At 67.6% G+C, this 25,437-nt stretch carries 23 protein-coding genes; 11 read left to right on the plus strand and 12 right to left on the minus strand.

Translation table 11 applies throughout. From position 1 onward, the window contains the following. Window positions 1–34: 34 nt before the first annotated feature. The 5 genes from JAN5088_RS10990 (at window position 35) to JAN5088_RS19445 (ending at window position 6,815) form a co-directional block, all read left to right on the plus strand. Window positions 35–946 (plus strand): zinc ABC transporter substrate-binding protein, encoded by a 912-nt coding sequence (locus JAN5088_RS10990; protein ID WP_055682854.1) that lies wholly within the window; start codon window positions 35–37, stop codon window positions 944–946. 85 nt (window positions 947–1,031) lie between these two features. Continuing rightward, window positions 1,032–1,700 (plus strand): hypothetical protein, encoded by a 669-nt coding sequence (locus tag JAN5088_RS10995; RefSeq protein ID WP_055682855.1) that lies wholly within the window; start codon window positions 1,032–1,034, stop codon window positions 1,698–1,700. Beyond that, window positions 1,594–3,195 carry a Y-family DNA polymerase gene (locus JAN5088_RS11000; protein WP_074962462.1) on the plus strand — a complete coding sequence of 534 codons (1,602 nt, stop codon included), beginning with the start codon at window positions 1,594–1,596 and terminating at the stop codon, window positions 3,193–3,195. Before JAN5088_RS10995 ends, JAN5088_RS11000 begins: the two co-directional genes overlap by 107 nt. Further along, window positions 3,195–6,512 (plus strand): error-prone DNA polymerase, encoded by a 3,318-nt coding sequence (locus tag JAN5088_RS11005; protein ID WP_055682856.1) that lies wholly within the window; start codon window positions 3,195–3,197, stop codon window positions 6,510–6,512. Before JAN5088_RS11000 ends, JAN5088_RS11005 begins: the two co-directional genes overlap by 1 nt. A 174-nt stretch (window positions 6,513–6,686) precedes the next feature. Then, window positions 6,687–6,815 (plus strand): hypothetical protein, encoded by a 129-nt coding sequence (locus tag JAN5088_RS19445; RefSeq protein WP_267885378.1) that lies wholly within the window; start codon window positions 6,687–6,689, stop codon window positions 6,813–6,815. A 21-nt stretch (window positions 6,816–6,836) separates the two neighbouring features. On the opposite strand, the gene gyrB is transcribed toward JAN5088_RS19445, so the two are convergent. The 8 genes from gyrB to mutM form a co-directional block, all read right to left on the minus strand. Next, window positions 6,837–9,251 carry a DNA topoisomerase (ATP-hydrolyzing) subunit B gene (gyrB, locus tag JAN5088_RS11010; protein WP_055682857.1) on the minus strand — a complete coding sequence of 805 codons (2,415 nt, stop codon included), beginning with the start codon at window positions 9,249–9,251 and terminating at the stop codon, window positions 6,837–6,839. 113 nt (window positions 9,252–9,364) lie between these two features. Then, entirely contained in the window at window positions 9,365–10,471 is a 1,107-nt protein-coding gene (recF, locus tag JAN5088_RS11015; RefSeq protein ID WP_233489767.1) for a DNA replication/repair protein RecF, read from the minus strand. Beyond that, a complete protein-coding gene (dnaN, locus tag JAN5088_RS11020; RefSeq protein ID WP_055682859.1) occupies window positions 10,464–11,582 on the minus strand; it encodes a DNA polymerase III subunit beta in 1,119 nt (372 codons plus the stop codon). The genes recF and dnaN overlap by 8 nt, the downstream gene beginning before the upstream one ends. Window positions 11,583–11,638: 56 nt before the next feature. Then, window positions 11,639–12,982 carry a chromosomal replication initiator protein DnaA gene (gene dnaA / locus JAN5088_RS11025; RefSeq protein WP_055683330.1) on the minus strand — a complete coding sequence of 448 codons (1,344 nt, stop codon included), beginning with the start codon at window positions 12,980–12,982 and terminating at the stop codon, window positions 11,639–11,641. A 35-nt stretch (window positions 12,983–13,017) separates the two neighbouring features. Further along, the gene (locus tag JAN5088_RS11030; RefSeq protein ID WP_055682860.1) at window positions 13,018–13,464 is read right to left on the minus strand and encodes a rhodanese-like domain-containing protein; all 447 of its coding nucleotides are present in this window, start codon (window positions 13,462–13,464) and stop codon (window positions 13,018–13,020) included. 220 nt (window positions 13,465–13,684) lie between these two features. Further along, complete coding sequence (rpsT, locus tag JAN5088_RS11035) at window positions 13,685–13,954, minus strand: 30S ribosomal protein S20 (protein ID WP_055682861.1); 270 nt, start codon at window positions 13,952–13,954, stop codon at window positions 13,685–13,687. Window positions 13,955–14,124: 170 nt separating this feature from the next. Then, the gene (locus tag JAN5088_RS11040) at window positions 14,125–14,901 is read right to left on the minus strand and encodes an enoyl-CoA hydratase-related protein (RefSeq protein WP_055682862.1); all 777 of its coding nucleotides are present in this window, start codon (window positions 14,899–14,901) and stop codon (window positions 14,125–14,127) included. Window positions 14,902–14,971: 70 nt separating this feature from the next. Then, window positions 14,972–15,823 carry a bifunctional DNA-formamidopyrimidine glycosylase/DNA-(apurinic or apyrimidinic site) lyase gene (gene mutM, locus JAN5088_RS11045; protein ID WP_055682863.1) on the minus strand — a complete coding sequence of 284 codons (852 nt, stop codon included), beginning with the start codon at window positions 15,821–15,823 and terminating at the stop codon, window positions 14,972–14,974. A gap of 69 nt (window positions 15,824–15,892) precedes the next feature. On the opposite strand from mutM, the gene ubiE reads away from it, so the two are divergent. Both ubiE and ubiB read left to right on the plus strand, forming a co-directional pair. Beyond that, entirely contained in the window at window positions 15,893–16,645 is a 753-nt protein-coding gene (gene ubiE / locus JAN5088_RS11050) for a bifunctional demethylmenaquinone methyltransferase/2-methoxy-6-polyprenyl-1,4-benzoquinol methylase UbiE (protein WP_055682864.1), read from the plus strand. 13 nt (window positions 16,646–16,658) lie between these two features. Continuing rightward, window positions 16,659–18,197: a 2-polyprenylphenol 6-hydroxylase gene (ubiB, locus tag JAN5088_RS11055; protein ID WP_055682865.1), complete on the plus strand. Its 1,539-nt coding sequence runs from the start codon at window positions 16,659–16,661 to the stop codon at window positions 18,195–18,197. A 7-nt stretch (window positions 18,198–18,204) separates the two neighbouring features. Here ubiB and JAN5088_RS11060 read toward each other — a convergent pair whose 3' ends face one another. Next, entirely contained in the window at window positions 18,205–18,867 is a 663-nt protein-coding gene (locus JAN5088_RS11060) for a flagellar hook capping FlgD N-terminal domain-containing protein (RefSeq protein ID WP_055682866.1), read from the minus strand. 10 nt (window positions 18,868–18,877) lie between these two features. Continuing rightward, window positions 18,878–19,681 carry a flagellar hook-length control protein FliK gene (locus JAN5088_RS11065; RefSeq protein ID WP_158448483.1) on the minus strand — a complete coding sequence of 268 codons (804 nt, stop codon included), beginning with the start codon at window positions 19,679–19,681 and terminating at the stop codon, window positions 18,878–18,880. Window positions 19,682–20,114: 433 nt separating this feature from the next. Here JAN5088_RS11065 and JAN5088_RS11070 point away from each other — a divergent pair, with 433 nt between their 5' ends. Continuing rightward, window positions 20,115–20,372 (plus strand): hypothetical protein, encoded by a 258-nt coding sequence (locus JAN5088_RS11070; protein ID WP_055682868.1) that lies wholly within the window; start codon window positions 20,115–20,117, stop codon window positions 20,370–20,372. 10 nt (window positions 20,373–20,382) lie between these two features. Here the strand turns inward: JAN5088_RS11070 and JAN5088_RS11075 are convergent, their stop codons facing one another. Further along, window positions 20,383–20,961, minus strand: coding sequence for a transglycosylase SLT domain-containing protein (locus JAN5088_RS11075; RefSeq protein ID WP_055682869.1), 579 nt, complete (start codon window positions 20,959–20,961; stop codon window positions 20,383–20,385). A 283-nt stretch (window positions 20,962–21,244) separates the two neighbouring features. On the opposite strand from JAN5088_RS11075, the gene hspQ reads away from it, so the two are divergent. Both hspQ and JAN5088_RS11085 read left to right on the plus strand, forming a co-directional pair. Then, window positions 21,245–21,571 (plus strand): heat shock protein HspQ, encoded by a 327-nt coding sequence (hspQ, locus tag JAN5088_RS11080; protein WP_055682870.1) that lies wholly within the window; start codon window positions 21,245–21,247, stop codon window positions 21,569–21,571. Window positions 21,572–21,667: 96 nt separating this feature from the next. Next, window positions 21,668–23,737: an ATP-binding protein gene (locus JAN5088_RS11085; protein ID WP_055682871.1), complete on the plus strand. Its 2,070-nt coding sequence runs from the start codon at window positions 21,668–21,670 to the stop codon at window positions 23,735–23,737. Here the strand turns inward: JAN5088_RS11085 and JAN5088_RS11090 are convergent. After that, on the minus strand, window positions 23,716–24,711 hold the full coding sequence (locus tag JAN5088_RS11090) for an asparaginase (RefSeq protein WP_055682872.1): 996 nt from the start codon (window positions 24,709–24,711) through the stop codon (window positions 23,716–23,718). The two genes, JAN5088_RS11085 and JAN5088_RS11090, sit on opposite strands and share 22 nt — an antisense overlap. Window positions 24,712–24,872: 161 nt before the next feature. On the opposite strand from JAN5088_RS11090, the gene JAN5088_RS11095 reads away from it, so the two are divergent. Then, a complete protein-coding gene (locus JAN5088_RS11095) occupies window positions 24,873–25,406 on the plus strand; it encodes an invasion associated locus B family protein (RefSeq protein ID WP_055682873.1) in 534 nt (177 codons plus the stop codon). The last annotated feature ends 31 nt before the right edge of the window (window positions 25,407–25,437 follow it).

Here is a 25,437-nt window from a genome sequence, read left to right on the forward strand (position 1 = left end):
ATAATCAAGCCGCGTCACCCTGATGAGAAGTTTCATGCCGATCCGCCTTGCCCTGCTGCTGTCTGTCGTCGCGTTCCCGGCCGGGGCCGAAGTGCCGAAGGTGGTGGCCGATGTGGGGCCGATTCATTCGATGGTCGCGCGGGTCATGGACGGGTTGGGCGCGCCGACCCTGATCGTGCCGCCCGGCCTGTCGCCCCACGGTCATGCCCTGCGCCCGTCGGAGGCGTCGGCCCTTCAGGATGCCGACGTGGTGGTGCGCGTGGGCGGCACGCTGGCCCCCTGGCTCGACGATGCCGTAGGCACGCTCGCGCCGAAGGCCCGATCGCTGGTCCTGCTCGACGTCCCGGAGACGCGGCTGCGGACCTTCGACGAGGACCATGGCCATGGTGACGACGACGACCCGCACAAGGATCACGACGCCGACGCGGTCGCCATCGATCCGCACGCCTGGCTCGACCCCGACAACGGCAAGCTCTGGCTCGACGCGATCGCCGACACCCTGTCGGAGGCAGACCCGGAGAACGCGATCATCTATGCCGCCAATGCCGAAGCCGGGCGCGCCGAGCTCGACGGGTTGAAGATCGAGATCGAGGGGACGCTCGCACCCGTGCGGGACCGGGGGTTCATCGTGTTCCACGATGCCTATGGATATTTCGAGGAGAAGTTCTCGATCCCTTCGGCAGGCGCGATCAACGTGAGCGATGCGGCGCCGCCGTCGGCCGCACGGGTCGCCGCGTTGCGCGATGCGGTGGTGGATGCGGATGCCGTTTGCGTGTTTTCGGAGCCGCAGTTCAACACGGGTCTGGTGACGACCCTGACCGAAGGCACCGGCGCCCGCTCGGGCGTGCTGGACCCTTTGGGTGCTGCGCTTCAGCCCGGCCCCGCGCTCTATCCGGCGCTGTTGCGCGGGCTGGCGACGTCCCTGTCGGAATGCCTCGCGGAGTGAAATCTGCGCCGGGGGGACTCGACAAGCCCGGCCCGAAGCTGGAACATTAGGGGAACATCATAGCGATTCTCCCGGTGTTCCATTCATGACGGACCCCGATCTTCCGACCTTTACCGAAGCCTTCTCGAACACGCGGGACGGTGCCGGGACAGGTTTGGTCCTGGCGCAGATCGACGCCTGGCTGGGGGCGGACGGGGCGCGGGACGGGCCGATCCTGTGGGTGCAGGACAGGACCGCCGCGCGCGAGGGCGGGCTGCCCTGCCTTCGGGGAATCGCCGGAACGGGTTTGCAGATGCCCATCCTGCGGGTCGGCGCGCGCAACGCGGCCGATGCGCTCTGGGCAATGGAGGAGGGGTTGGAATGCGCCGCATTGTCCGCCGTCGTGGGCGAGGTCTGGGGAAACCCCCGGTCGCTGGACTTCACTGCGACCAAGCGGCTGGCTCTGCGGTCGCGACGATCGGGCGTGCCGGTCTGGCTTCTCAGGCCCGACGGGGTGGCCGACCTGTCGGTGGCGCCCGACCGCTGGCGTGTCGATCCGGCACCTTCCGCGGACAACCCGTGGGACGCGCGGGCGCCGGGACAGGCGCGCTGGTGGGCCGATCTGTTCCGCACGCGGCGGGGCGCGCCCACGCGCTGGGTGGCCGGTCATGACCGCGCGGCGCATCGTGTCGATCTGGCTGCCGCGCTTTCCGATGGCACGCTGGGAACGGGCGGAGGCGACGACGCCGCGACCGGACCCCGCGCCGTGGGATGACCCGGCGCCCGGCCCCGATGCCGACGCGCCCCTGGTGCTGGCCGCCGAAGGACCCCACGGGCCGGTGATTCACGCCGCGAACGTCGCCGCCATGCAGGCCGGGGCGGTGCGGGGCGGGCGGGTGACGGATGCGCGCGCGCTCTGCCCCGACCTGCAGGTGATCCCCGCCGATCTGGCGGGCGATGCGGCGGCGCTGGAGCGGCTGGTCCTCTGGGCCCGGCGCTGGTGCCCCTGGTCGGCGGTGGACGGGGCCGACGGGATGGTGCTGGACACCACCGGATCGGACCACCTGTGGGGGGGCGAGGCCGCGATGCTGGCGGACATGGAGACACGGCTGGAAGCGCTGGGCCAGTCCGTCCGCATCGCTCTGGCCCCCACCCATGGCGCGGCCTGGGCGCTGGCGCGATACGGCGACGCGCGCGAGATCTGCGGAGGCCCGGCGCTGAAGGCGCGGGTGGCGATGCTGCCCGTTGCGGCGCTGCGGCTGGACGGGACGACGCTGCTGACGTTGCGGCGGCTGGGGCTGAAGCGGGCAGGCGACCTCATGGCCATTCCCCGCGCCACGCTGGAACGGCGGTTCGGCAGGGACGGCAAGGCCCTGGCCACGCCGCTGCGGCGGCTGGACCAGATGACCGGCGCGCTGCCCGAGCCGGTCGTCAGCGCCGCCCCGCCCCGCCGGTTCCGCGTCGTCCGCCGCCTGCCCGAGCCGGTGATGGACCCGCAATCCCTGCTGGAGGAGCCGATGACGGACCTCTGCGCCGACTTGGCACAGGCGGGATGCGGCCTGCGCGGCCTGCGGCTGGAGCTTTACCGGACCGATGGCACCGCGACGCGGCTGGAGTCGGGCTGCGCGCGGGCCAACCGCGACGCGGCCCACCTGATCCGCCTGCTGTCGCGTCATTTCGAGAGCCTGGACGCCGGGTTCGGCTTCGACACCCTGAGCCTGGAGGCGCTGCGGGTCGAGGACATGGCCGCGGCGCAGGTCCGGCTCGACGGCGGCATCGACAGCGAACTGGCCGTCGCCACGCTCATCGACCGGCTGTCGGCGCGGCTGGGCGGGCAGGCGGTGCAGATGCCCGACCCCCGCGCCAGCCACCTGCCCGAACGGGCCGAGGGCTGGGCCCCCGCGCTGCGGGGCGGGCGCGCCGACCTGCTGGCGCCCGGCGGTCTGGGCGGCGGCGGCATGGTCGCGCCCGCCCGCGACCGGCCCGTCCGTCTGCTGCAGGTGCCCGAGCGGATCGAGGTTCTCTATGCGGTGCCCGAAGGGCCGCCGGTGCGGTTCAAATGGCGGCGCAAGCCCTATCTTATTCGGCGCCATCAGGGACCGGAACGCATCGCCCCCGAATGGTGGCGCGCGCGCCCCGGCACTCGGCTGCGCGACTACTACAAGGTCGAGGTGGCGGAAGGTGCGCGCTACTGGCTGTTCCGCGAAGGCATGGCGGGCGACGGCCGGGGCGATGAGCCTGACTGGTTCCTGCACGGGATGTTCGCCTGATGCCCGACGCCCCGCCGACCCCCGACCGGCGGCAGCTCGACCCCGATGCGCCGCTGCCGCCGAACCCGCCCGCGCCCTTCGTCGAGCTTGGGCTGACCACGGCATTCTCGTTCCTGCACGGCGCGTCCGAGCCGGTGGACCTGGTGCTGCGCGCGCATGAGCTGGGTTATGACCGGCTGGGCGTGGCCGATCGCAATTCGATGGCGGGCATCGTGCGCCTGCACGTCGAGGCGCGGACGGCGCGGATCCGGCCCCTGATCGGCGCGCGGATCGTGCTGAACGACGGGTCCGAGTTCCTTGCCTATCCGCGCGACCGCGATGCCTATGGCAACCTCTGTGCGCTGATCTCCAAGGGGCGGATGACGGGGCTGGAGGGGGAATGGCAGGCCAAGGGGCGATGCGACCTGTCGCTGAACGATCTGGCCGCGCACCAGAAGGGCATCACGCTGATCGCCGTTCCGCCCGAGGACGACGTGGCCTTCGCCGCGCGCCTCGCCGCCCATGTGCGGCGCTTGCCCGAGCTGTCGCATGTGGCCGTGGCCCACCTTTATCGCGGGGACGATCATGCGCGGATCGAACGGCTGGACCGGCTGGCGCGGTTCCATGGCCTGCGGATCGTGGCGACGAACGAGGTGCATTACCACCGCCCCGACCGGCGTCCGCTTCAGGACGTGATGACCTGCATCCGCCTGAAGCTGAAGCTGCACGAGGCGGGGTTCGACTTGCATGCCAATGCCGAGCGTCACCTGAAGTCGCCCGACGAGATGATCCGCCTGTTCGCGCGCTGGCCCCATGCCATCCGCGAGAGCCTGGCCATCGCCGGGCGGCTGGATTTCTCGTTGGACGAGTTGCGTTACGAATACCCCCGCGATCACGTGCCCGAAGGCCGCACCCCCGACGAGCATCTGCGCGCGCTGACCGAGGAGGGCGCCGCACGGCGCTATCCCGACGGCGTGCCGGCGCCCGTGCGCGCGACCATCGAGAAGGAGCTGATCTTCATCGGGCGCAAGGAACTGGCCCGCTATTTCATCACGATCCATGAAATCGTGGCCTATGGCCGGTCGCGCGGCATCCTGTGTCAGGGGCGGGGGTCGGCGGCCAATTCGGCGGTCTGCTTCTGCCTGGGCATCACCTCGGTCGACCCCGCGCATCACGAGGTCCTGTTCGAGAGGTTCCTGTCGGAAGAACGCAACGAACCCCCCGACATCGACGTCGATTTCGAGCATGAGCGCCGCGAGGAGGTCATCCAGCACATCTACGACCGCTATGGCCGCGCCCATGCGGGGCTGGCAGCGACGGTCATCCATTATCGCCCCCGCATGGCGATCCGCGAGGTGGGCAAGGTGCTGGGCCTGACCGAGGACGTGACCACCGCGATGGCCAAAACCGTCTGGGGGTCGTGGGGGACATCGGTTGATGACATGCACCTGCAGGATTCGGGCGTGAACCTGAACGACCCGCGCATCCGGCAGGCCATTGCCCTGACCGATCAGCTGATCGGGATGCCGCGGCATCTGGGGCAGCATGTGGGCGGCTTCATCCTGACCGAACAGCCGCTGACGCGGACCGTGCCCATCGGCAACGGCGCCATGCCGGACCGCACGTTCATCGAATGGGACAAGGATGACATCGACGCGCTGGGCATCTTCAAGATGGACGTGCTGGCGCTGGGGATGCTGACCTGCATCGCCAAGTGCTTCGGCCTGCTGCGCGATCATTACGGCCGGGACATGACCCTGGCCGATGTCGAGCCGGACGACGAGCCGACCTACGATATGCTGTGCCGGGGCGACTCGCTCGGGGTGTTCCAGGTGGAAAGCCGGGCGCAGATGGCGATGCTGCCCAAGCTGAAGCCGCGAGTGTTCTACGATCTGGTGATCCAGGTCGCCATCGTGCGTCCCGGCCCGATCCAGGGCGACATGGTGCATCCCTATCTGAAACGCAGGCGGGGGGCGGAAGTCGTGGAATACCCCACGCCCGGCCCCGAACATGACCCCGACGAATTGAAGAACATCCTCAAGCGCACCCTGGGCGTCCCGATCTTTCAGGAGCAGGCGATGAAGATCGCCATCGTCGCGGCCGAATTTTCCGGTGCGGAGGCCAACGGGCTGCGCCGCGCCATGGCGACGTTCCGGTCGAAGGAATCGATCACCAACCACAAGGCGCGCATGATCGACCGCATGATCGCGCGCGGCTATGATGCCGAATTCGCCACCCGCTGCTTCAGCCAGATCGAGGGGTTCGGGGAATACGGCTTTCCCGAAAGCCACGCGGCGAGCTTCGCGCATCTGGTCTATGTGTCGAGCTGGCTGAAATGCCACCACCCCCATGTCTTCGCCTGCGCGCTGCTCAATTCGCAGCCGATGGGATTCTATGCCCCCGCCCAGATCGTCGAGATGGCGCGGCGGGCGGGGGTCACGGTCCTGCCGGTGGACGTGAACTACAGCGGTTGGGACAACCTGCTGGAGCCTGCGGGGCGCGACGGCTTCGCGCTGCGCTTGGGGTTCCGGCAGCTGTCGGGTCTGAAGGAGGAGGAATTGGCCCGCCTGACGCGGGCGCGCACCGCGCCCTTTGCCGGGGTGGAGGATCTGCGCCGCCGCAGCGGGTTGTCGCGGCGCGCGATCGAAGTGCTCGCCTCGGCCGATGCCTTCCGGTCCTGCGGGCAGGATCGGCGTGCCGCGCTCTGGGATGCCAAGGCGATCCGGCAAGGGCCCGACCTGCCGCTGTTCGCCCATGCGGAAACGGCCGATACGGGCGCCGAGCCGGTGCATGACCTGCCCGAAATGCCCCTGCGCGAACATGTGGTGGCCGATTACCAGACCGCGCGCCTGTCGCTCAAGGCGCATCCACTGGCCTTCCTGCGGAGCGGCATGCGGAGGGCGGGCTATACCCGCGCGGCCGACCTGCGGACCCTGCGCTTCAACCAGAAGGTCTCGGTCGCGGGGCTGGTCCTTGTCCGGCAGAAGCCCGGCAGCGCGAAGGGCGTCTGCTTCGTCACGCTGGAGGACGAGACCGGCGTGGTCAACGTGGTCATCTGGCCCGACCTGTTCGCCCGGTTCCGCAAGGCCATCATGACCTCGCGCCTGATGGCGGTGCGTGGACACGTCCAGTTCGACGACGCCGTCATCCACGTCGTCGCGCATGAGATCATCGACCGCAACGATGCTCTGACCCGGCTGTCGGAGGACGAGCTCTCGCCTGCCTTAGCCCGCGGGGACGAGATGGCGCGGGGCGTACCCGAACGCCTGTCGCCCGGCCATGTGATCCGCCATCCGCGGGACGTTCAGGTCATCCCGAAATCGCGGGACTTTCACTGAGATGAGTCGAGCACCGATTCTGCCGCAATTCGCGTCTCGTGCGGGCCTATTGTGCGCCGTCCGTATCCAAATCGTCGCACGACCATCCATTCCAGCGACTCGAAAAACGATCTTGACATATTCCTGCCGCGAACGTCGGGCAATTGAGGCAGAATGAAGTTGGAGACCTGAACAATGCCGATCATCGACGCAGTCATCCTGGCCGCCTGCCTTGCCGGACTGGCCGGCATCATCCGCCTTTCGGTCCTGATCTTCATACCGGACAGCGCCGCCGCGCGCCTGCTGTCGCGGACGGTCCGCTAGGCAGCGCGCAGCGCGTGGTGGTCAGAAATCCAGATGTTCGACCGACAGGGCGTTGTCCTGGATGAACTCACGCCGGGGTTCGACCACATCGCCCATCAGCTTGGTGAAGACGTCATCGGCCTCGGTCACATCCTCGATCCTGACCTGCAGCAGGGTCCGCGCCTCGGGGTCGAGCGTCGTTTCCCACAACTGCTCGGGGTTCATTTCGCCCAGACCCTTGTAGCGTTGCAGCGTCAAGCCCTTCTCCCCTTCGGCCAGCACGGCGTCCAAAAGGTCCGTGGGGCCGTGGACGACGTTTTCGCGATCCTTGCGGACAAGCCGCGCCGGGTCGGCATAGACGTCGCGCGTCTCGGCCGACACCTGCGCCAGCTTGCGTGCCTCGCCTGACCGCAGGACGGCGCCGTCCAGCGTTCGCACCTCCTCGACCCCGCGCAGGACGCGCGCGAGGCGAATGCCGTGATCCTGCGTGATGCGCCCGGTCCAGCCACGCTCGTATTCCGCAGCCACCTGGTCCAGCCGCCGTGCGACGGCGTCCGCCACCCCCTGAAGGTCGGCATCGGCCTGCCCAGCCTCGAAGGCGCCGGCCAGCGCGGCCTGTTCCAGGATGTGGCGCGGATAATGGGTCGGAAAGGCATCGAGGATGCGCTTGAACGTCCGTGCCGCCTGAACCACGCGGTCTAGGTCACGACCGGCCAGTTCCTCGCCGCCCGGCAGGCGCAGGACCGCGCCTTCGGTTCCCTGCTGGATCAGGTAATCCTCCATCGCGGTCTGGTCCTTGAGATAGACCTCGGACTTGCCGCGACCGACCTTGAAGAGCGGCGGTTGCGCGATATAGAGATGCCCGCCCTCGATGATCTGGGGCATCTGGCGATAGAAGAACGTCAGCAGCAGCGTACGGATATGCGCGCCGTCGACGTCGGCGTCGGTCATGATGACGATCTTGTGGTAGCGCAGCTTGGCCAGGTCGAATTCGTCGCGCCCGATGCCGGTGCCCATCGCGGTGATGAGCGTGCCGATCTCCTGGCTGGCGAGCATGCGGTCGAAACGCGCGCGCTCCACGTTCAGGATCTTGCCCTTGAGCGGCAGGATCGCCTGGTTCTGGCGGGAGCGGCCCTGCTTGGCCGAACCGCCGGCGCTGTCGCCCTCCACCAGGAACAGCTCGGCCTTCGACGGATCCTTCTCCTGGCAGTCGGCCAGCTTGCCGGGCAGGGAGGCCACGTCCATCGCCGTCTTGCGCCGCGTCAGTTCTCGCGCCTTGCGGGCGGCTTCGCGCGCGAAGGCCGCCTCGATGATCTTGCCGACGATCTGGCGGGCCTGCTGGGGGTTTTCCTCGAACCACTCCGCCAGCTTCTCGTTCACCAGGTTCTCGACCGCCGGACGCACCTCGGAAGACACCAGCTTGTCCTTGGTCTGACTGGAGAATTTCGGGTCTGGCACCTTGACCGACAGCACACAAGTCAGTCCCTCGCGCGCGTCGTCTCCGGTGAAGCTGACCTTCTCCTTCCGCGCGATGCCGCTGGACTGGGCATAGAGGTTGATCGTCCGCGTCAGCGCGCCGCGCAGGCCCGCCAGATGCGTGCCGCCGTCGCGCTGCGGGATGTTGTTGGTGAAAGGCAGCACCATTTCGTTGTAGCTGTCGTTCCACCACATCGCGACCTCGACGCCAATGCCGTCGCGCTCACCCTCCATGTAGATCGGGTCTGGCATCACCGCGGTCTTGGAGCGGTCGATGTAGCGCACGAATTCCCGTACGCCGCCTTCGTAGAACAACTCGGTCCGCAGGGCCTCGACCGGACGCTCGTCCTCGAGCACGATGCGGACGCCGGAGTTCAGAAAGGCCAGCTCGCGCAGCCGGTTCTCCAGCGTCTTGAAGCTGTAGTCGCGGTTCGAGAAGGTGTTGAGCGAGGCCATGAACCGAACCTCGGTTCCCGTCCGGTCGGTGTCGCCGACCACTTTCAGATGTTCCACCGTGTCGCCGTGCTCGAAGCGGGCGACATGTTCCTTGCCGTCGCGCCAGATCCGAAGCTCCAGCCAGTCGGACAGGGCGTTGACCACCGAGACGCCCACGCCGTGCAGGCCGCCTGAGACCTTGTAGGAGTTCTGGTCGAATTTTCCGCCGGCGTGCAGCTGTGTCATGATGACCTCGGCCGCGGACACGCCCTCCTCCTCGTGGATGCCCACGGGAATGCCACGGCCGTTGTCGCGGACCGATACGCTGGAATCCGCGTGAATCTTGACGCCGACCTCGGTCGCGTGGCCGGCCAGAGCCTCGTCGATGCCGTTGTCCACGACCTCGTAGACCATATGGTGCAGGCCAGACCCGTCGTCGGTGTCGCCGATGTACATCCCAGGACGCTTGCGAACCGCCTCCAGACCTTTGAGAACCTTGATGGAATCAGCGCCGTAGTCGCTGGACTTCGCGTCTTGCTCGGACATGTGTGCTTCTTTCGGTATCGTTGCCCCAGATATATCCATCCGGGGGGGCATTGTCACGGCGATAGCCCCATATTTTGTGGGTCAGCGCGATGTGGCGCGGCCCGGGATGCAGGTCATGGATCGACCTCCTCCGTCCGGCTCTCGCCCGCCCCGTCGGTCACGCGCAGGTGGCGGGCGGCATCGCCGAGTTCGCGGAACAGCCGGGGGTCGGTCCCCGTGAGGAACGCCTGCCCCCCGATCCCAAGCAATTCGCCGTAGAGCGCGGCGCGGCGGTCGGCGTCGAGATGCGCCGCGACCTCGTCGAGCAGAAGGATGGGGGCGGTCCCATCCTCGGCCCGGAGCGCGCGCGCGTTGGCGAGGATCAGCGAGATCAGCAGGGCCTTCTGCTCGCCGGTGGAGCAGAGCCGCGCCTCCATCCCCTTCGCGGCATAGACGGCAGTCAGGTCGGCGCGGTGCGGCCCCGTCAGCGTGCGTCCCGCCGCCATGTCGCGGCCCCGACCGGTGGCCAGCGCCTCGCGCAGCGTATCCTCCGTTGTCGCATCGTCGGGGCCGGTCAGGGTCAGGTCGGCGGTGGGAAAGGGGCCATCGCCGTCCTGCGCGGCGGTAAGCCGGGCCAAGGCGTCTGTCCGGCGGGCGTGGATGGCGGCGCCGTGCCGGGCCATCAGCACCTCCAGTGCCTCGAACCATCGGGCATCGCGCACGCCGTCCTTCAGCAGGCGGTTGCGGTCGCGCATGGCCTTCTCATAGGTCAGGACTCCTTCCGCATGGTCAGGCAGGAAGCTGAGCGTCATGCGGTCGAGAAACCGCCGGCGACCCTCCGCTCCCTCCAGCCAGAGCCGATCCATCGACGGCACCAGCCACAGGATGCGGGCGATCCGGGCCAGTGCCACCTGCGGCGCGGGCTTGCCGTCGATTGCCGTGGTGCGCGGCGCGCCGGGTTCGGCGCGAAGCTCGACCTCGTGCCCGCCCAGCGTGGCGGAGACCTTCCAGCCGATGCCTTCGGGACGGCGGATGATTTCCTCGGCCCCCGCACGGCGCATCCCCCGGCCGGGCGAGAGGAGCGATACGGCCTCCAGCAGGTTGGTCTTGCCGGCACCGTTGTCGCCATGGATCGCCACAGGCCTCGTGTCCAAGGTGAGCCGGGTCCGGCGATGCGACCGGAAATGCGACAGCGCCAGTTCGGTCAGGCGGACCGGATCCGGAGCCCTGTCGTCAGACACGCATCGGCATGACGACATAGATCGCCGAATGATCGTCGCCTTCGCGCATCAACGTCGGATCGCCCGCGTTGTTGAACAGGAAGGTGGCCATTTCCAGATCGACCTGTGCCGCGATTTCCTGAAGATACTTGGCGTTGAACCCGATCTCGAGCTTTTCGTCGCCATAGGCCACGGCGAGTTCCTCCTCGGCGGCGCCGGCATCGGGGGCGTTCACCGACAGGGTCAGGCGATCCTCGTCCAGCGTCAGCTTGACGGCGCGGGAGCGTTCGGACGACACGGTCGCCACGCGGTCCACGGCCTTGGCGAAATCCTTGGCGTCGACCTTGAGCTCGCGCGTGTTGCCCGTGGGAATGACGCGCGCATAGTCTGGAAAGGTGCCGTCGATGACCTTGGAGGTCAGCGTGATCTGCGGCGTGACGAAGCGGATCTTGGTTTCCGAGACCGATACGGCGATCTGCATGTCGTCGTCCGACAGGAGCTTGCGGACTTGATCGACCGTCTTGCGCGGGACGATGACGCCGGGCATGTCCTCCGCGCCTTCGGGCAGGGGCGCATCGACGCGGGCCAGGCGGTGCCCGTCGGTGGCGACGGCGCGCAGCGTGCGGCCGCCCTCGGCTTCGGCCACATGCATGTAGACGCCGTTCAGGTAGTAGCGCGTCTCCTCGGTCGAGATGGCGAAGCGGGTCTTGTCGAACAGGCGCCTCAACACCTTGGCCGGGCAGCTGAAGTTCGCGGCATAATCCGAACTTGCCATCACGGGGAAATCCTCGCGCGCGAGCGTCGCCAGCGAGAAATGCGACCGCCCGGCGGTGACTTCCAGCCGGCCCTGCGCCTGATCCTCGACCAGTTGAACCAGCGCGCCGTCGGGCAGCTTTCGGACGATCTCATGCAGCAGGACGGCCGAGACGGTACTCCCGCCCGGACGTTCGACCTGGGCCTCGGCCTTGTCGATCACCTCGATGTCGAGGTCCGTCGCCTTGAAGCTGACGCCCTCGGGCGTCGCTTCCATCAGGACGTTGGCCAGGATCGGAATGGTGTTGCGCCGTTCGACCACGGCCTGCGCCTGGCTGACGGCATCAAGAAGCGCGGCGCGCTCGATCGAAAACTTCATGGGGCGAACCTCGGGCGGTGGAAGCGGCACAATAACGACGCGCCGCCCTGTTGCAACTAGCCTTCGAGCTTGCGCTGCAGCAGCTGCGCGTCCTCTGCGATCTGGGTGTCCTGGGCGATCAGCTCCTCGATCTTGCGCACGGCATAGAGAACCGTGGTGTGATCGCGGCCGCCGAACTTGCGTCCGATCTCGGGATAGCTGCGTGGCGTCAGGCGCTTGGCGAGGAACATCGCCATCTGCCGGGGCCGTGCCACCGTGCGCGACCGCCGCGCCGAGGTCATGTCGGACATCCGCAGGGCATAATGCTCGCAGGTGACCTTCATGATCTCGTCGATGGTCAGCTTCTTCTCGGAGGCGCGCAGCAGGTCCGACAGCGCATCCTGCGCCTGCTCCAGCGTCACCACCTGCTTGATGAGGTCGGCATAGGCGAAAAGCCGCATCACCGCGCCTTCGAGCACTCGGATCGACGCCGTGATCCGGCTGGCCAGGTATTCGAGCACGCCGTCCTCGATCTGGAACTCGGGGTTCTGGGCGGCGAACATGTCGACCCGGTGCTGCAGGACGCCCAAACGCAACTCATAGTCGGCAGGATGCAAATCGACCACCAGCCCGGACTGGAGTCGCGAGGTGATCCGTTCCTCCAGATCCGAGATGTCGGCGGGGCTGCGGTCGGCGGAAATGACCACCTGCTTGCCCTGGTCGACCAACGCATTGAAGGTGTGGAAGAACTCCTCCTGCGTGGACTCCTTGCCGGCGATGAACTGCACGTCGTCCACCAGCAGGACGTCGACGGTGCGGAACAGCTGCTTGAAATCCATCGTGGCCTTTTCGCGCAGCGACTGCACGAAGCGGTACATGAACTGCTCGGCGGACAGGTACATCACGCGCTTTTCCGGATGCGCTTCCTGAATCTCCCAGGCGATGGCCTGCATCAGGTGCGTCTTTCCAAGGCCCACGCGGCCATGCAGGAACAGCGGGTTGAAGCTGACCGTGCCGTCGCTGGCGACCCGCCGGGCGGCGGCATGGGCCATCTCGTTCGACTTGCCGACGATGAAGCTGTCGAAGGTGAACCGCTTGTCGAGCGTGTTCTCCTGCCGCGCCCGCGACCGGGGGGTCGATTCGTCGGGCGTCTCGCGCGGGGACGGGCGGGCGGACGAATGGGCCTGCGCGCCGCAGACGAGGCGCGAGGCGGCATGGCCGTTGCCGGCGACATGACGCAGGATCACGTCCTGGAAGTTCTGCATCACCCACTTGCCGATGAACTCGGTGGGCGACGAGAGGCTCAGCGTGCCATCCTCGAGCGAGCGGAACGACAAGGGCTCGATCCATGTGGTGTAGTTGTGGGCACCGATATCCTTGCGGATATGTCCACGGGCCAGATCCCATGCGTCGTTCGTCATTCTTTCGGCCCCATCCGCTTGCTCGTTCGTTGCGTTCAGGACTGGCGCCATGCCAGCCCCCGGGCCTTCCATCCGTTGAGGCCCCCCCGGTGATCGTCCGCGTCCAGATCGCCTTCGAACCCTTCGGCCACGTTGATGCAGGGCACCGCTTCCCCCCTGGCAGAGAGGGCATCGGCGACGGCCTCGGCCGCATGCATCGAGCGTGCGCCGGAGCGGCAGATGAACAGGAAACGGGATGGCAAACCCCCTGTCCGGTCCATCAGCGCCCCGACGAAAGCCGGGTTCGGGGACATGTCGGGCCAGGACTTCCATTCGATCCGAATGACATCCTTGCCGAGGTCCGACAGATCGGCCCCGCCCACGAACGACCATTCGGGCCCGGTCCTGACGTCGACGAGAACGGCATCCTTGTCGCCAGACAATATGTTCCACGCCTCCCGAGGCCCCACCTCGGAAATCAGCGGATTGTGATCCGTCTTCATCGATGTCCCCACAAGAGCGATATGACTCGCAGGACATGGGATAGCGCCGGGGCCGCGGGGGCTTCAACTGATCTTCTGCCTTGACTTCGGGCGGGGGCTAAAAGAATCCGCCGAAAGGGCACAAGGTCTTGATCTAAAATGGCAAAAAAGCCCGCCAGGGGCGGGCTTCCGAATCTCTTGACCTGTGGCCGGGCAAATTGGCAGCCCCGCCGGGAATCGCTCAGGCGGTCTCGAGCGCCTTCACGCGAGCCGACAGCCGCGACATCTTCCGCGCGGCGGTGTTCTTGTGAAAGACGCCCTTGGTGACACCGCGCATCAGCTCGGGCTGGGCGGCGCGCAGCGCCTCCGTCGCCTGCTCCCGGTCACCGGAGGCGATGGCCTCCTCGACCTTGCGAAGATAGGTGCGGATGCGCGAGCGGCGGGCCTTGTTGACGGCGAATCGACGCTCATTCTGGCGGGCGCGTTTCAGGGCTTGGGGTGAATTGGCCATTGTAATCCGGTCCTTACGGGTCAGCTCATGTTTCGACTGCGCCCGAGGGCCGACCGGTGGACCCCGCACTGAGCGGGATCGGGTCAATTCCGGCCAAAGCGGGCCTCACACGCATGATCGGCGCGATCTAGACGAGACGTCGCACGGCGTCAACAGGCGCTGACCGACCCTCAGCGGTCGCGGAACTGCGGCTCGCGCTTCTCGACGAAGGCCTTCATGCCCTCGACCCGGTCCTCGGTGTTGAACAGCGCGTGGAACATCCGCTTCTCGAACAGCAGGCCATCGGACAGCCCGACCTCCTGGCTCTGGTTGACGGCTTCCTTGATGGCCGTGACGGTGACCATGGATTTCTCGGCGATCTTTCCGGCCGCGCCCATCGCTTCGTCCATCAGCTTCTTCGCCGGCACGACCCGCGACACGAGGCCCGCCTTCTCGGCCTCGGCCGCATCCATGAAACGGCCGGTCAGATGCATGTCCATCGACTTGGCCTTGCCCACGGCGCGCGTCAGGCGCTGGGTGCCGCCGATGCCGGCGATCACGCCCAGGTTGATCTCGGGCTGGCCGAACTTCGCGGTGTCGGCGGCGATGATGATGTCGCACATCATCGCCAGCTCGCATCCGCCCCCCAGGGCATAGCCGGCAACGGCAGCGATGATCGGCTTGCGGATCCGCAGGAACTGGTCGACCTCGTCACCGAACAGGTCGCCCATGAAGACGTCCACGAAGGATTTTTCCGACATCTCGCGGATGTCGGCACCGGCGGCGAAGGCTTTCTCGGACCCGGTCAGCACGATGCAGCGGACCTTGTCGTTGGCCTGCGCGGCCTTCAGCGCCTTGGCAAGCTCGCCCAGAAGGGTCGAACTGATCGCATTGAGCGCTTCGGGGCGGTCCAGCCGGATGACGGCAACGTGGTTCGACGTCTCGACGTTCAGTGTCTCGTATCCCATGGGCCGCTCCGCTGGTTGTCCGCTGATTGACAGAAGATCAGGCCTGCCCCGAACCGGGATGGGTTTCAAGTCACCTCTGACAGGCCGGGCAGTGGAATGTGGACCTTCCCGACTGGACGATGCGGCGGATGTTGCCGCTGCAATCCGGGGTAGGGCAGGGGCGTCCCTCGCGGTCGTAGACGCGGAAGCTGTGCTGGAAATACCCCAGTTCCCCGTCGGCCTGCCGGTGATCGCGCAGCGACGATCCGCCCGCCGCGATCGCCTCGGTCAGCACGTCGCGGATCGCCGGCACCAGCGCCGCGACCCGCGGCCGCGCGATGCGACCGGCCTTGCGGGTGGGGGCGATGCCCGCCCGGTGCAGCGCCTCCGAGACGTAGATGTTGCCCAGACCGGCGACCACCCTCTGATCCAGAAGCGCAGCCTTCACGGAGGTCTTCCGGCCCCCGAAGGCCTGCACCAGATGATCGCCGTGGAAAGCATTGCCCAAAGGCTCCGGACCCAGCTTCGCGATCAGCCAGTGGTTCTCGATGTCGTCTGTGGGCCACAGATCCATCGCGCCAAATCGTCGCGCATCGTTGAAGACGACCCGCGCCCCGGCTTCGGTGTGAAAGACGACGTGGTCATGCTGCGGCAACCAGCCCGCCGGATGATGAAAGGCGCCCGGCGTCCGGTCGTCCACCACCATGCGGCCCGACATCCCCAGATGCACGATCAGGGTCTCGCCCGTGTCGAGATGCATCAACAGGTACTTGGATCTGCGCCCAAGCCCCGTGATCGCCGTGCCCGTCAGTCGCGCGGCCATGTCCTCTGGAAAGGGCCAACGCAGATCGGGGCGATTCACCTCGACCCGCGACAGGCGCGCACCGGCGAGCGCGGGGGTCAGGCCGCGGCGGACCGTCTCGACTTCGGGAAGCTCCGGCATGGATGCCCTTCATTGCAGGCGGGCGCGACCGCCCTATAAGTCAGCCCGACACATGAGGAGCCAAGGCCGATGACGCAAGACACCGGACGCACCACACATTTCGGCTTCGAGACCGTCCCCGAGGAGGAGAAGGCCGCCCGCGTCCACGGCGTCTTCACCAACGTCGCCTCGAAGTACGACGTGATGAACGACGCGATGTCGATGGGGGTCCACAGGCTCTGGAAGGATGCGATGATGGACTGGCTCGCGCCTCGGTCCGGCCAGCGCCTGCTCGATGTCGCAGGCGGCACGGGCGACATCGCCTTCCGCTTTCTCGACCGCGCGCCGGGGGCAACAGCCGTGGTCTGCGATATGACCGAAGGGATGCTCGTCGCCGGGCGCCAGCGGGCGGAGGCTGCCGACATGGCGGACCGTCTCGACTGGGTCACGGGCGACGCGATGGCGCTGCCCTTCGCCGACGGCAGCTTCGACGTCTACACCATCAGCTTCGGCATCCGGAACGTCACGCGGATCATCGACGCCCTGCGCGAGGCGCACCGCGTCCTGCGGCCCGGTGGTCGTCTCATGGTGCTCGAGTTCAGCCAGCTGCCGAACCCGCTGATGCAGAAGGCCTACGACCTCTACTCGTTCAACGTGATCCCGCGCATGGGGCAGGCCATAGCGGGCGACCGCGAATCCTATCAGTATCTGGTCGAGAGCATCCGCCGCTTTCCGGATCAGGATCGGTTCGCCGGGATGATCGTGGATGCGGGGTTCGCCAACGTGAAGTACCGCAACCTGTCCATGGGGATCGCCGCGCTGCATTCGGGATGGAAGATTTGACGGGCCGGCGATCGTGAGGGGCCCCCACAACATCTGGCGGTTGATCCGCACCGCCGGCACCTTCGAGAAGACGGGTGCGATGGACGTCGTGCTCGAACAGGCCAGTGCGCCGCGCGAGCTGCGGATCGCGGCGCGGGTGCTGGGCTGGCCGTTCAAGTGGCTGGGCTATTCCGGCGATCCGGCCTTGCCGCCGGTCACGCGTGCGCTGACGGCGCTTGGCCCTAGCTACATCAAGCTGGGCCAGATCCTGTCGACGCGGCCGGACTTCGTGGGCAGCGACCTCGCCATGCAGCTCCGCGTCCTGCAGGACAAGCTGCCGCCGTTTCCCACCGCGCAGGCGCGCGCCATGGTCGAGGTCGACCTGGAGATGCCGGTCGACGTCCTGTTCTCGGAGTTTTCGGAACCTGTGGCTGCCGCGTCCATCGCTCAGGTGCATCAGGCCCGGCTGGCGACCGACGGGCGCAAGGTCGCAGTCAAGGTCCTGCGACCCGGCATCGCCCGCGCGTTCCGGCGCGATATCGACGCCTTCTATCTGGCCGCCAGGCTGATCGAATGGCTGTCACCGCAGGCCCGGCGCCTTCGGCCGATGGACGTGATCGCCCATTTCGACGAAACCGTGCAGCAGGAACTGGACCTGCGGACCGAGGCCGCCGCGGCGGGCGAATTCGCCGCCAATACCGCGCGGGACGAAGGTTTTTCGGTGCCGGCGGTGGAATGGTCCCTGTCGGGGCGCGCTGTGATGACGCTCGACTGGGCCGAGGGGATCGCGATGGGCGACGTCGACGCCCTGGACGCGGCGGGCCATGATCGCGCCGCACTGGCCGACCGGGTGATGCGGATGTTCCTGCGTCACGCGCTGCGTGACGGATATTTCCACGCCGACATGCATCAGGGAAACTTGAAGGTCGCTCCCAACGGCGACATCGTGGCGCTCGACTTCGGCATCATGGGTCGCCTCGACGAATACACCCGCCGGGTCTACGCCGAGATCCTGATGGGCTTCATCCGCAAGGACTACCGCCGCGTGGCCGAAGTGCACTTCGAGGCCGGTTATGTGCCCCCGGACCGCGACATCGACCTGTTCGCGCAGGCGCTCCGCTCGGTGGGCGAACCGATCTTCGGGATGGATTCCTCGCGCATCTCGATGGGGCGGCTCCTGTCCTATCTGTTCGAGGTGACGGAGAGGTTCGGCATGGAGACGCGGACCGAACTGATCCTGCTGCAACGCACGATGGTGGTGGTCGAAGGCGTGGCACGCACGCTCAACCCGCACATGAACATCTGGCAGGCCGCACGCCCCGAGGTCGAAAGCTACATCCGCGGAAACCTCGGGCCTCAGGCCTTCGCTCGCGATCTGGCTCGGACGGTCCGCGTCATGGCACGCTTCGGTCCCCACCTGCCCCGCGCGGTGGAGGCGGCCCTGGTGCGCCATCGCCCCGACCGCGCGCCGCTGGATGGGGCCGACCGGAAGCCCCGTGTGCAGGGCGGCATCTGGTTCGCCGCCGGCGCGTTTACCGTGGCGCTCGTCTGGGGGCTGGTCGCCCTGGCGTGACCGAAGCTCAGGTGGCGGGCCGCCGGATCGACTGCATGTCACCCGCGGGCAGGCGCACGCCGCCGGGCAGGATCATTTCGGCGCCGCCGTTGGCCAGGACGACTTCGGTGACGCGCGCGTAGTGGTCCACGGTCGTGGGCTCGAGCTGCCGGTCCCCCGCCCAGGCATCGACGTGCAGACGATATTGACCGGCCGGCACTGTCCCGCCCTGTCCGCTGGCGGGCCAGCGGAGCGTTTCGGCCTTGGGGTCGATTGGGTGGCGCGCGACCTCCTTGCCGTCGATGCCCATGATGACCAGTTCCGCGCGGTCGGCAACCGGGTTGACCTTCGCATGCAGGACGGTGGAGCCGCCATCGTGCGCGACCGGCCCCGCGTGCCGCACTTCCATCCCGATCCAGCCGGCCGCGCCGCTGACCTGCTGGCTGTCGAGCCGCTGGATCATCTGAGACAGCAGGTCGTTCGTCTTCACCGACTGCTCCACGTTCGAAAAAGTGGCGAGCTGTGCCGTGTAGGCGGTGGAGTCCGCAGGCTCCAGCGGGTCCTGATTGCGGATCTGCGCCGTCAGCAGACGCAGGAAAGTGTCGAAGTCCGACGTGGGCGACGTCCCCGATGCGGGAGCGGCGATCGAGGCGGTGGCGGCGGACCCGAGGGTCGGTGCGGTGACATCCATGAAGGTGCTCCTAGAGGCTGAGGTCGAGACGGCCGTCGGCGACGGGTCTTCGCAGGCGAATGTCGGCGGGCGGCGGCGGAGGGCCGTCTTCATCGGGGCTGCCGATGCGCCCTGGCGCTTCATGGCCAGGGACCGTCCGTTCGCCGCCCCGGCCGTGGTTTTCCGCCCCGATGTCGATGCCGTCCAGCGTGACGCCGTCCGCGAGGAGCGATCGATGCAAGCCGTCCAGGTGCCGTCTCACGGCATCAAGCGATTCCGGTCGTTCCACCGCGACCGTCAGGTGCAGGCCCCGTTCGCCGGTCTGCAGGACGATGCGCAGCTTGCCGAGTTCCGCAGGCGCAAGTTCCAGTTCCGTGGACAGGCTTCCATCGGCCCCCCGCGTGGTCGAGGCTTCGGCGGCGAGCGCCTGCACCTGCCGGGCGAGGACGTCGCGCAGGCCCGAGAGTGGGACCGAGGGTGGAGGCGAAGCGCCCTCGGCTGACAAGGCGGGCAGACTGGCAAGGGCCTGAGGGCCGATCTCCGACAGGCTGTCCGGGATTGTCGAGGCGGACAAGGCAGGGGCGGCGGACGGGTCGGACGCGGCGAACGTGGCAAGCAGATCGGCGATCCGGTTGGTGGCGTTCCCCTCGCCGACGTTCTTCGTCGGCGAGGGGACAGGGTCGTCGGACTGTATCGATGGGCCGTCGCCTTCCGCCGAGAGCATCGCCGGCAGGGCGTCCAGCGCCTCCTCCCCGCTCGAGATACCGGCAGGGGGCATGTGATGCGAAGCGGTGCCGAAAGCCTTCACGCCCGCGTTTCCCGCGAGTGGGACCACGACTTCCCCTGCCTCTGCAGAGCCTGACGCGGTCGTCGCGCCGGGGCGCGGTCCTGCCAGGGCCTGGACGAACCATTCGGGCAGCTCGCCGTCTCCGGTAGTGCCCGCCATCAATTCGGCCAGCGGATCCGTCGCGGCGTCTTCCGTATCCTCATCCGACGTTTCGTCCCGGAGGCTGGGCTCCCCGGGAGAGCGGTCCTCCACGAGAAAGCGGAACGCTGACGGATCGGACGTCCGTCCATCGGAGGGACCGGTCGCCGACGGCGATGCGCTTGCCGGACGGGCGGGGCCGGACATCGGCAGGAAATCTGGCGTCATCGCCCCTCCGGCGGTCGGGAATCATCTCTCCCCACCGGACCTAAAGCCTTCGCGTTACCGAATCCTTTACCCCGCCATGATCAATTCCGAATCGACCGGATCGAAAGGACCTCCGATGCAGATCGACGCATTGCCTGCCGCCAGACCCCCCGACCCGCGTGAGGACCCGCTCCGCGCCCAGGCCGTCGAACTGGAGGCGTTCCTGTTCGCGGAATTGTTGCGGGTATCGGGCACGGGATCCCCTTCGCCCGCGGGGGGTGGGGCGACGCAGTTCGACAGCTTCCTGCGGCAAGCCCAGGCCGAATCAGTCGCGTCCAGCGGTCAGACGGGTCTGGCGGAGACGATCTGGCGGTCCCTTTCCAAGGGCGAATGACCCTGCGGACTCAGCGGCAGCGGGGAAGCTGCTGCTGGTACATCGCCGCGCGCGTCTCGATCTCGCCCGCGATGCGGACAAGCCAGGGCTTGGAGTTATAGGTGCCCCGGCGGTAGCCATTCCGCCCATCGTGATAGGCCAGGTATTGATTGCGCGCATCGGCGAGCGAGATGCCCAGCGTCCGCTGCGTCTCGGCCATGTACCAGCCCATGAAGTCGGTCGCATCGTTGATGTTGTCGCGCTTCTTGCGACGACCGCCGTGCTTTTCCTGATACTCCTTCCAGGTTCCATCGAGCGCCTGGGAATAGCCGAAGGCGCTGCTCTGCCGACCGACGGGAATGACGCCGAGGGAGTAACGCAGCGGGGTCCGCGCGTCCGATATGAACTTCGACTCCTGATAGATGGTCGCCATCTGCACGTGGACAGGAACGCCCCACTTGCGCTCCGTCGCGCGGAAAGCCCGCAGGTAGCCCGGACGTTGCGACAGGATGGCGCAGGCATCGTCGAGGTTACGAGGAGCACTGCCGCTTCCGCCTCCGCCACAGGCGGCCAGAACGAGCAGACAGGAGATCTGCAGAAGTCTTTTCATGAATCACTGCCCGGTCGTTCGTTGCCGATTTTGATCGTAGCCTACACCAGATCAGACCCGCGTGCCAATCGGATCAGACGAAGAACACCGCAAACCGGTGAAGACCGCCCATTCGATCCCGTCCGCGGTCGGGAACATTCACGACGGACCCATCCCACCGGCACGTCCCCCAGGGCCGACTGTGTGGGGCGGATTCACACAGTGTTTCCACCGAATCAGGCGGGCGCCGATTTACAATCCGGAGGTTGCGAGGGTAGTATCGAACAGGGAAAAGGGCAGTCCGATGCTGAAAAACGAAGCGAAATACGCGCTGGGCGAAGTCGTGCGCCACAGGAAGCATCCGTTCCGCGGCGTCATCTTCGACGTCGATGCCGTCTTTTCCAACAGCGAGGAATGGTACGACGCCATCCCCCGCGACAGCCGGCCCCGGCGGGATCAGCCGTTCTATCACCTGCTCGCGGAAAACGACGAGAGCTATTATGTGGCCTACGTCTCGGAGCAGAACCTCGTGCCCGACCGCACTGGCGAGCCGGTGACTCATCCCGACATCGACGACCTGTTCGGCGCTTTCGACGGGCGGCAATACCCCTTGCAGGTCGACCTGAACTGACCGGCGCCCCGTCCGTTTAATTCGATCTTCACCTTCACCTGCAAGGCAGGACGCCGGTTGCCCCACGGGGCGCAGGTGGCGAGGGCGAGTTCCGGGATGGATGGTGCGGTTCCCGATGCGATGTATCTCGATGAACGACGTCGCAGGTTGGCGGCGGAACGAACGCTCGACCATACGCGTCGGGAGCTCGCGCGAGCGCATTCCGCGCTGGTGGCGAACGCCGATCGCCTGTCGCGGCGCTATCTCGCGGAACGCGACCAGAACCTGTCCCTGACGGAGCGTCAGCACGCTCTCCTGGCCCAGCGCAAGGAGGCGGCGGACCGCGCCGACCGCGCGCGGCGAAGGCTCTGGCACGCGCTCGAGACGATGCGCGACGGTTTTGCGCTGTTCGATGTCAGGGGGCACCTCGTCGCGGCCAACAGCGTCTACCTCGACCTGTTCGACGCGACGTCCGAGATCGGCCCGGGGGCTCATGCGACCGAGATATTCGAGATGGCGGCGGACGAGGGCGCATTCGACATCGGCGACCTGAGCCCCGCCGAATGGGCCGCCGAACAGGTCGCCCGCTGGGACGCCCCCGTGATCGAGCCGCTGGTGCTGCATCACTACGATGGCCGTGTGCTGAGGTTTCAGGACCGCCGCGCCCCGGATGGAGATCTGGTGTCACTGGCGCTCGACATCACGGAACACCGGCAGCGCGAGAGCTCGCTCACCGCCGCCCGCGACACCGCCGAACAGACCGCTCGCGCCAAGGCGGAGTTCCTGGCGCGGATGAGCCATGAGATCCGAACGCCGATGAACGGCGTCCTGGGTCTGTCCCGGATGCTGGTCGATCGGGCAGAGGATGCGGAAACGGTGCTCTACGCGCGGACGATCCGCGATTCGGCCGAGGCGCTTCTGGTGATCGTCAACGATACACTCGATGTCTCGCGGATCGAGGCGGGGCGGCTCGATCTGCGGATCGCGCCGCTCGACCTGGAAGCACTGCTGACCGACTGCCTGAGGCTCGCCATGGCGTCCGCGGCGCCGGATGTGCAAATGGCCATGGATTACCCGCTCGGGGCGCGGACGATGTTCGCGGGCGACGCGGGACGGCTGCGTCAGATCGTGATGAACCTGCTTGGGAATGCGCTCAAGTTCACGGACTCGGGCTCGGTCACGGTCACAGTGGACGTGGGTGAAGGCGAGCCGGCGCAGGTCGCCATCGCCGTCCGCGACACCGGGCCGGGCATCCCGGCGGAAAGCCATGAGACCATCTTCGGAGTCTTCGAGCAGATGGCCGAAGCCGACCGCCCGGCCCGCGAAGGCACGGGGCTGGGGTTGACGATCTCGCGCGGGTTGGCCCAGCGGATGGGCGGGACGCTGACCATCGACAGCAGGGAAGGGGACGGCGCCACGTTCATCCTGTCCGTTCCGCTGCCCCACGCGGGCACCTCCGATCCCGACCCGTTCCTGCCGTCCCGCGTGGCCCTGCCAGAGGGTGGCGGTGCGCAGGCGGAAATGGCCGCTGCCGCCCTTTCAGCCGCCGGGGTGGACGTCGCGCGCACCGTCTCGACGGAGGAGGCCGTCGTGATCCTGCCGCTGTCCCTGACGCCGCAGGCGCAGTCCGATGTCATGGAACGAACGGGAGCATCCACCCGCCTTGTCCTGCTGGGTCCCATTGCGGATGCTGTGCCGCAGGTCGCTGAACGCGCCGATGCCGTGGTCGCCGTACCTTTCGCCGGACGCGAGCTTCTGGCGGCCCTGGCTGCGGACGACCCGCTCCCCGCAATCCGGCGGCCCCGGCTGCTTCTGGCGGACGACAACGGGACGAACCGGCTGCTTCTGGACCGGATGCTGCGCGACGGGGCGTATGATCTCGACCTCGTGGCGGACGGCTTGCAGGCGGTCGAGGCTTACGGGCGCCACCGGCCCGATGCCGTCGTCCTCGACATCTCCATGCCGGGCCTCGACGGGTTCGGCGCCGCCCGGGCCATGCGCGCCCTCGATGCCGAACAGGGGCGCAACCCGGTGCCGATGCTCGCGCTGACCGCCCATGCGGGCGAGGACATGGGGGCGCGGCTGCGCGACACGGGCTTCGTGGCGCATCTGACCAAACCGGTGGACAAGGGGGATCTGCTGACCGCCCTGACCGCCGCGCTGGATCAGGCCAGCCGCACCTCGTAGCCGCCGGTCACCTTGCCCCGCGCATTGGTGATCGGGCCTTGCGTCAGACGGCGGGCCACCGGCGCCTCCGCCGGCAAGACACCCAGCCTGACCAGAAGCGTGGCAATCACCGCTTCCGACGCGCGGGTGCCACCGTCCACGATCTTGACGGCGATGCCGCGGTCCAGTTCCGGAATGATGGCGATGAACACGGCTTCGGCACCCGTCTTGACGGCTGCCTTGCCCCCCATCGCGCGCATGAGGTCCGTGCAGGCGCGGCCTTCGCCCGCCACCAGAACCGGCTCGGCCGCCATGGCCGCCGTCAGCCGGGCCATCGCATCCTCGCGCGGGTTGCCGCCTTCGCGGGCGCGGGCGAACCGGCCCATGGCCGCGCCCAGAGCGTCGAGCCGGGTGGCGAAGTTCGGGGCCGAACAGCCGTCGATGCCGTATCCGGGGCTTTCCATCCCCGTCACCTCCTCGAAGGCGCGGCGGACGGCAAGCTGCACGGGATGGTCCGGCTCGACATAATCCGGGCCCGCTCCCAGATGGCGCGACAGGGTCAGGAACCCCGCATGCTTGCCGGAGCAGTTGTTGTGCAACTGGCAGGCAGCCTCGCCCGCGCGGATCAGGTCGGCCTTCGCATCGTCGGAATAGGGCATATGCGCCCCGCATCGCAGATCGCTCTCGCCCAGTCCCAGATCGTGCAGCCAGGCCGCGACGGTACTCGTATGCACCGCGGCCCCCTGATGCGACGCGCAGGCCAAGGCGAGCTGCCGCTGCGTCAGGTCGCGTCCCGCTCCCGATTCGAGCAGCGGCAGCGCCTGCATCATCTTGCAGGACGACCGCGGATAGATGATGACCGACGGATCGCCCCAGGCTTCGACGATTTCGCCGGCTCCGTCGCAGATCACCGCATGTCCCCGATGCACGGATTCGACACGCCCGCCCCGGATCATCTCCACGAGATCGACGGCACCTTCGTTCACTTCGGTCATGATCGTGCCTCCTGCGCGGAAAGTTGCCGGTCGGGGTTTCGACCGGTACCTTGCTGCGCTACCATCTCGCCGCAATATTGGGAACCACGTGCGTCCGGGGTTTCAAGTCCGGGCCAACCGGGCAGCCGGGTCCGCAGATGATGAGACAGAGGCAGACACAGATGACATTCAAGGCGATCGGCCGATTCCTTTCCCTCGGCGCGCTTCTTGCCGTGACGGCGCTTCCGGCTGCGGCCCAGGACAGCGCCAACCGCGTCAACACCGAGACGGACTGGTCCGTCTTCGTCGAGGACAATCCCACCCAGTGCTGGATCGTCTCGGCACCCAAATCCATCCGCAACAGCCGCGATGGTCGCGAAGTCGCCGCGCAGCGGGGCGACATCCGCCTGTTCGTCAGCTACTGGCCCGGCGCGGAGAAGAAGGGCGAGGTTTCGGCGACCGGCGGATATCCCTATGCCGAGGGATCGACCGTGACGATCGAGGTGGGATCCGACAGGTTCGAGATGTTCACCGACGGCGAACTGGCCTGGGCTGCATCCCCCGCCGATGACGAGCGGATCATCAACGCGATGAAGCGCGGGTCCGACGCCAAGGTGACGGGCCGCTCCGGCCGGGGCACCCAGACCGAGGACACCTTCAGCCTCTTGGGCTTCACCGCCGCGGTCGCCGACGCGGAGAAGCGTTGCGGCGGCTGATCCGTTCCTGTTGGTAATTCGGCACGGGCGC

The organism is Jannaschia rubra (genome assembly GCF_001403735.1).
Classification (GTDB): Bacteria; Pseudomonadota; Alphaproteobacteria; order Rhodobacterales; family Rhodobacteraceae; genus Jannaschia; species Jannaschia rubra.